This is a genomic window from Longimicrobiaceae bacterium, from assembly GCA_035936415.1.
In the GTDB taxonomy this organism is placed as follows: Bacteria; Gemmatimonadota; Gemmatimonadetes; order Longimicrobiales; family Longimicrobiaceae; genus JAFAYN01.
In genome coordinates, this window is sequence record DASYWD010000562.1 from 1 (window position 1) to 4,406 (window position 4,406).

General features: G+C 73.7%; 6 protein-coding genes. All 6 read left to right on the plus strand.

The features are described from left to right. The coding region (locus tag VGR37_22605) for an alpha/beta fold hydrolase (protein ID HEV2150207.1) at nucleotides 1-810 on the plus strand (810 nt) is incomplete at its 5' end. After that, nucleotides 807-1,796, plus strand: coding sequence for an amidohydrolase family protein (locus VGR37_22610; protein ID HEV2150208.1), 990 nt, complete (start codon nucleotides 807-809; stop codon nucleotides 1,794-1,796). The genes VGR37_22605 and VGR37_22610, both read left to right, overlap by 4 nt. 92 nt (nucleotides 1,797-1,888) lie before the next feature. After that, complete coding sequence (locus tag VGR37_22615; GenBank protein ID HEV2150209.1) at nucleotides 1,889-2,725, plus strand: hypothetical protein; 837 nt, start codon at nucleotides 1,889-1,891, stop codon at nucleotides 2,723-2,725. A gap of 45 nt (nucleotides 2,726-2,770) precedes the next feature. After that, nucleotides 2,771-3,235 (plus strand): hypothetical protein, encoded by a 465-nt coding sequence (locus VGR37_22620; GenBank protein ID HEV2150210.1) that lies wholly within the window; start codon nucleotides 2,771-2,773, stop codon nucleotides 3,233-3,235. A 124-nt stretch (nucleotides 3,236-3,359) separates the two neighbouring features. After that, complete coding sequence (locus VGR37_22625) at nucleotides 3,360-3,884, plus strand: hypothetical protein (protein HEV2150211.1); 525 nt, start codon at nucleotides 3,360-3,362, stop codon at nucleotides 3,882-3,884. A 119-nt stretch (nucleotides 3,885-4,003) separates the two neighbouring features. Next, the coding region (locus tag VGR37_22630; protein HEV2150212.1) for a hypothetical protein at nucleotides 4,004-4,406 on the plus strand (403 nt) is incomplete at its 3' end.

Genomic DNA, 4,406 nt, shown 5'->3' on the forward strand with positions numbered 1-4,406 from the left:
CGCCCGGAGGCCGGCGGCGAGGTCGCGGCCTTCCGCCTTTCGCCGCGGGGCGCTCCGCGGGGGCGGGTGGTGGCGGCGCACGGGGCGTGCGACGACGCCCTCTTCCCCCTGGTGGCGCTCTACCATGCGCTCCTGGAGCGCGGGTTCGAGGTCTTCGCGTTCGACCTGGACGGCAACGGCTGGGAGAGCACCACCCGCTTCGGGGCGGAGACGGTCCGCGGCGCGGTGGCGGCGGCGGCGCGGGAAGCGGCGCGGGACCGGCCGGCGCTCCCGCTGCACCTGCTGGGGCACAGCCTGGGCGGGGCGCTGGTGCTGGACGCGCTCGCGCGGGGCGAGGTGGAGGCGGAGTCCGCCGTGGTGGTCGCCACCCCGCTGGAGGTGCGCATCACCGCGGCGACGGCGCTCGCGGAGCTGCGCGGCTTCTTCCGCCCGGCCACCCTGCGCCAGCGCGCCTACTACGGGCTGGCCGGGGTGGTCCCGGCGTTCGGGCCGGTGAAGCGCGCCGCCTACCCCTTCCGCGGAGACTCCCGCACCGGGAACTTCGACTACGTGGCCGTATTCGACGCGCTGCTGCGCGCCACGGAGCTGCGCAGCGCCGCGGAGCGCGTCCGCGTGCCCGTGCTGCTGGTGTACGGCGAGCGCGACCGGATCGCCCCGGCCGCGCACGGGGCGGAGCTGGCGCGGCGCCTCCCCGACGCGGAGCTGGCCGTGGTCCCGGGTGCGACGCACTTCTCCACGGCGTCCTCGCCGGAGGCGACGGAGCGCGCCGCCGCCTGGCTCGCCGCCCGCGCGGGGACGCCCGCCGCGTGACTCCTCCGCTGCGCATCGACGTCCACGTCCACCTGGCCGGGGTGGGGACGGGCGGCTCGGGGTGCTGGCTCTCCCCGCGCTTCGCGGCGCGCTACACCTTCCGCATCCTGCGGCGCTGGTACGGGATCACCGAGGCGCAGATGCGCGAGTCGGTGGACCAGGAGTGGGCCGCGGCCCTGGCCGAGCGCGTTCGCGGGAGCGAGCTGGACCGCGCCGTGGCGCTGGGCTTCGACGGGGTGTACGACGCCGCGGGGGAGCTGGACCGCGAGCGCTCGCAGATGGTGGTCCCCCCGTCGTGGGCGCTGGAGGCGGCGCGCCGCCACCCCGAGCTGCTCCCCGGCCCCTCCGTGAACCCCTGCCGCCGCGACGCGCTGGAGCGGCTGGAGGAGTGCATCGAGGGCGGGGCCGTGCTCCTCAAGTGGCTCCCCTCGGCCATGGGGATCGACCCGGCGGACCGGCGCCACCAGCCCTTCTACCGGCGCATGGCCGAAGCGCGGCTCCCGCTCCTCTCCCACTCGGGCGGGAGCGAGCGCACCTTCGCGGAGGTGGCGCCGGAGCTCACCGACCTGCGCCGCCTGCGCCTCCCGCTGGAGATGGGCGTCCCGGTGATCTGCGCGCACAACGGCGTCCCCGTGCACCTTTCCGGCGACCCGGACCAGCTCCCCCTGCTGCGGGAGATGCTGCGCGAGTTTCCGCACCTGTGGGTGGACAACTCCGGGATCGCCAACCCCAGCCGCTTCGCCCACCTCCCCCGCCTGGCGCGCGACCCGGAGTTCACGGAGCGGACCCTCTACGGGAGCGACTACCCCATCCCGTCGCTGGCCCTGTACTACGTGCGCGAGCTGGGGGTGGCGCGGGTCCGCTCGCTCCAGGCCGAGAAGAACCCGTTCCAGCGCGACGTGGCGCTCAAGCGGGCGCTCGGCTACCCGGACGAGACGCTCGTCCGCGCCTCCAGGGTGCTGCCGAACCTGGACCGCGCCGGCTGAACACCTTGCCTCCCGCGAGGCGAGGCGAGAGATTGGAGCGGGCCGGGCCCGCTCCCCACCGGCCACTCCCGCCGCTCCCGCTCTCCCCGCCCATGCCCGCTCTCCGCGCCCTGCCGCGCGCCCTCTCCCTCGCCCTGCTCCTGCTCGCCGCCGCGAGTGCGGCGGAGGCGCAGCTGCGCCCGCTGGATCCCACGGAGTGGCGGGTGTGGGAGGATGGGCGCACCGTGGTGGCGGGGGTCGGCGGGGGCGCCTTCGACGACCAGCGCGCCTCCCTGGCCGGCGTGGAGGGGCGGCTCCTGGAGGCGGGGAACTTCTCGCTCGTGCTGCGCAGCGGGCGCGTGGCGCTCGAGGCGGGGGGGACGGTGCAACGCTTCTTCCGCGATGAGCGGACCTTCGCCGCCCCGCACGGCGATGCGCGCCCCGACGACGACGGGCGCCGGCACGATTCCGGGGACTTCCGCATCGGCACCGTGGTGCGCCTGACGCCGGAACGCGCCCCCGCGCTGGCCGTGCTCCGCTTCGGCACGCGACTCCCCACCACCGACAACCGCGTGGGCCTGGACCGCGACGCCACCGACTTTTTCGCGCTCCTGGGCGGCCGGCTGTACCGCGGCGCGCTGGCCGCGTCCGCCGAGGCCGGAGTGAGCATCAACGGCAGCCGCGATCCCGGCTTCGAGCAGCGGGATGTGCTCGTCTACACGGCGGCGGCGGAATACGCGGTGTCTCCGGTGCTGTCGCCCACCCTGTCTGTGGTGGGCAACGTGCCCGGCCTGCCGCGTCGCACGACCCGCGGCAACGAGGACCTGGGCGAGGTGCGGCTGGGGGTGCGGGCGGGGGGGCGGCGGTGGCTGCGGGCGGAGCTGGTGCGGGGCTACACCCGGTTCAGCCCCTCGGCGGGGGTGATCGTGGCGGCGGGGATCGCGCGGTAGACCGCTCCCGCGATCCGGAACGAACCACATTCGAGAGGAGACGAAATGCCGGCGACCATCCTGACCGGGGAGACACTCAACAACCACGTCGTCAAGGACATGCTGCCGTACGACAAGAACTGCGTGGCCATGGCCTTTTCGCGCGTCCTGGGGATAGGAGTCTACGCGACGCTCAACCACTTCGTGAGCAAACAGTGGATCAGCCGGGCGTCCGACCTGGAGAACATCAACAAGCTCGACAAGGTGCTCAAGGGACTCGGGCTCAAGGCGTGCTACGACGACAAGACCTGGTCCATCGAGACCGGGATGAAGGGGCAGGGCGACGGGCGCTACTTCGCCGTCAACTGGGGGGTGAACGGCAAGACCGGCTCCGATCCGAAGGGGCACGCGTTCGCGATCGTCAAGAAGGGTGGCATCGGGATCGCCGGCAACAACGCGGAGGCCACCAGCAGGCCCTACCACGGGGAGATCATGGACCACAAGATCTCCGTGTTCGGCCCCATCGCCTGAAGCCGCCGCTCGCGCCGGGGCGCCTCGAAGCCGTCCAGGTCTACCCGAGCGCCGGGCATCCTCTACGCTCCATTCCCACGGGGGTGATCCTCCCACTCCGCTGCCGCCTTCATCGGAAACGAACGTGCGCACACTCCTGCTCCTGGGCATCCCCCTCGCCCTGCTCCATCCCCGTCCCGGATCCGCCCAGGCGGCGGATCCCGTCCTCCAGCCGGGGGCCCGGATCCGCGTCCTGGCGCCCGGGGCCGGCCTGCACGACAACGTCGCGGCCACGGTCGTGCACACAGCCGGAGACACCCTGATCGTGGACGTGCGCCAGAGCCAGCACGTGCTCCTCCGCGCGGAGGTGGAGGAGCTCCAGGTCAGCCGCGGAAAGGGGAGCCGCGTGGTCTACGGCGCGGTAGGAGCCGTGGCCGGCACCGGCCTGGGCTTCGGCGCGATGCGGTTCCACCAGAACACGCGCTTCAACCGCGATATGCATCCGTACCCGACGGCGCTCGCATACGGGATCGTCCTCGGCGGCACCGCGCTCGGCACCGCCTTCGGAACCCTGAGGCCCGCAGACCGCTGGGAGCAGGTGCCGCTCCGGGTCGGCGCCTCCCCGTCGGCCGAGCTGCAGGTGTCCTGGTACGTCAGGGGCGGACGCTGAGCCGCGGGAGGGCTGCCGCCCTGAAACTTCTCCCGCTCCCCTTCCGTAGGACCCCTCATGCCGCGGACGGACCGCGGCGCGGCAGGTTTCGAGAACGGACACCGGGGGAGAGAGGCGAGATGAGCGGCGAAGAGATGACGCGTGGAGTGCTGGTGCGGGACCTGATCCTGTTCCAGATCAAGCTGGGACTGGACTCGCTCAAGGACATCGCCCTCCTCCAGGCGTCGCTCGTCGCCGCGGTGCTGGACGTGGTCTTCATGCCGCTCACCCGCGGGCGGCTCTTCTACGGGGTGCTGCGGTTCAGCGAGCGGGTGGACCTGTGGCTCAACCTGTACGGCGCCGCCGAGGGCGCCCACCGGGACCGCGACGGGCTCTTCGGCACCAGCCGCGCCGGCGACCCCACCTACCTGGGGAAGCTGGAGCAGCTGGTCCGGGAAAGGGAGCGCGAGTTCAGCCGCAACGGCTTCCGCGGGGCGCGCCGCGCCGCCTGCCCGGCCGCGCGGGGAGCACGACGGAGAAGCG